Here is a 2,301-nt window from a genome sequence, read left to right as displayed (position 1 = left end):
TTCAATGCCGAGATTTCCGATGCGGTGCCGCTGCCGGAACACGGCGTGATCACCGTGTTCGTGACGCTGCCGAACACCAAGATCGAGTTCATCGAGCCGCTCGGCGAGGCCTCGCCGATCGCGAAATTCGTCGAGCGCAATGCCGACGGCGGCATCCACCATGTCTGCTACGACGTGCCCGACATCATCGCGGCCCGTGACCGCATGATCGCCGAGGGGGCGCGGGTGCTGGGCGACGGCCAGCCGAAGATCGGCGCGCATGGCAAGCCGGTGCTGTTCTTCCACCCGAAGGACTTTTCCGGCGCCCTGGTCGAGATCGAACAGGCCTGAGGCCGCATGGCTTACCAAATCTCCACCGGGCTTGCGATCTACTTCGTCCTTTGGTGGCTCGTGCTGTTCCTGACGCTGCCGTTCGGCGTGCGCAGCCAGCACGAGGACAATGTCGGCGCGCCCGGCACCGACCCCGGCGCGCCGATCCTGGCGCGGATGGGCCGCAAGCTGCTGTGGACCACGCTGATTTCCGCCGTGATCTTCGCGATCGCGATGTGGGCCTATCATTCCGGCTATCTCTCGATCGAGCGGCTGTCGAAACTGATGGGGATGCCGGAGTTTCACAACTGACCTACAAGAGGCCGGGAACGGCCCGCATGTCGTGAGATGGGAGTGAGGATCAACCTCACCCTGGAAACGTGGAGGAGGCGACCACGATGGACCTGCGGACCCAACCGGGCTCCGGGCAGAGCGCGTATCGAATCCTGCGAGAGGCCGATCTGCGGGACTATCTCGCGGGGCTTCCGGCCATCGTCACGCAGCTCGGCGGCCGGTCTGCCGACTGGTCGATCAGCGAGGTCGGCGACGGCAATCTCAACCTCGTCTTCATCGTCAAGGGCCAAAGCGGCGGCATCGCCGTCAAGCAGGCGCTGCCCTATGTGCGGCTGGTCGGCGAAAGCTGGCCGCTGCCGCTGTCGCGGGCGCACTATGAGCATCTCGCGCTGGTGCATCAGGCGCGGCTGGCGCCGATGCTCGTGCCGGCGGTGCGGCATCATGATGCGCCGCTCGCGCTCACCGCGATGGAGCTGCTCGAGCCGCACATCATCATGCGCAAGGGCCTGATCGAGGCCACGCGGTACCCGCGCTTTGTCGAGGATATCTCGACCTTCCTGGCGCAAACGCTGTTCTTCACGTCCGACCTTGCGTTGTCGGCCGCGCAGAAGAAGCAGGGCATCGCCGATTTCGCCGGCAACCACGCGCTGTGCAAGATTACCGAAGATCTGATCTTCACCGATCCCTACCGCATCGCCGAGCAGAACCGATGGACCGCGCCCTATCTCGACGCCACGGCCGCGGCCTTCCGTGAGGACCTCGACCTCCATGTCGCGATCAGCAGGCTGAAGCTGAAATTCATGGCGAGCCCGCAGGCGCTGCTGCACGGCGACCTGCACACCGGCTCGATCATGGTCACGGACAGCGAGACCAGGGTGATCGATCCCGAGTTCGCCTTCTACGGCCCGATGGGTTTTGATATCGGCGCCGTCATCGGCAATCTGCTGATGGCCTATCTGGCTTCCGCCGGCCACGAGCGCACGGAAGGCGAGCGCGCGTCATTCGAGGTGTGGCTGCTGGAAACCATCGAGGGTGTCTGGGGCGAGTTTGCCCGAAAGTTCCTCGCGCTGTGGCGCAGCGAGGCGAACGGCGACGGTTATCCGCCGTCGCTGTTCACGGGCGAAGCGGGCGCCGCGCGGCTGGAGGCGGAACGGCAGGCCTATATGGCGCGGCTGTTCCAGGACACGGTCGGCTTCGCCGCGGCCAAGACCATCCGGCGCATCCTCGGCCTCGCGCACAACATCGACTTCGAGTGGATCGCCGACGAGAAGCAGCGTGCGATCTGCGAGGCGCGGGCCCTCAAGCTCGCGCGCAACATGATGCTGGAGGCCCCGTCCTACACGACGATCGGCGCGGTCACCTACGCCGCCCGCGAACTGCGCCACTGGCAGCCGGATTTTGCGAGGTAGCCGGGAATGTAGGATGGGTGGAGCGGAGCGGTACCCATCATTCTGACCGCGCGACAAGGGTTGATGGGTTTCACTTCGCTCTACCCATCCTACGCAGCTCGGCTTTCCCTGTGCCCTCTTGAGCGCGAGGGCGGAACGAACAGCAAAGCTCGGACAAATCATGTCGCGAGAATGCGGATGTTTGACTCACAAGCGATACACACTCGTCGTCGTCCCGGCGAAGGCCGGGACCCATAACCACCAATGATCATTGTTGAGCGATGCTGGAATGACGAGCCCCTTCAATAAT

The 2,301-nt window shown here is 64.4% G+C and carries 3 protein-coding genes; all 3 read left to right on the top strand.

Annotated features, from left to right (window positions below; genetic code table 11):
* On the top strand, positions 1–330 hold a 330-nt coding region (mce, locus tag AKL29_RS16355), incomplete at its 5' end, for a methylmalonyl-CoA epimerase (protein ID WP_244482084.1).
* 6 nt (positions 331–336) lie between these two features.
* Positions 337–621 carry a DUF1467 family protein gene (locus tag AKL29_RS16350; RefSeq protein WP_050384876.1) on the top strand — a complete coding sequence of 95 codons (285 nt, stop codon included), beginning with the start codon at positions 337–339 and terminating at the stop codon, positions 619–621.
* A gap of 86 nt (positions 622–707) precedes the next feature.
* Positions 708–2,012, top strand: a complete 1,305-nt coding sequence (mtnK, locus tag AKL29_RS16345) for an S-methyl-5-thioribose kinase (protein ID WP_050384955.1) — start codon at positions 708–710, stop codon at positions 2,010–2,012.
* The last annotated feature ends 289 nt before the right edge of the window (positions 2,013–2,301 follow it).

The sequence above is a fragment of the Bradyrhizobium pachyrhizi genome, assembly GCF_001189245.1.
Taxonomy (GTDB): domain Bacteria; phylum Pseudomonadota; class Alphaproteobacteria; order Rhizobiales; family Xanthobacteraceae; genus Bradyrhizobium; species Bradyrhizobium pachyrhizi.
The sequence above is the reverse complement of the archived record's forward strand: the minus strand, read 5'-3'. Positions and strand labels throughout refer to the sequence as shown.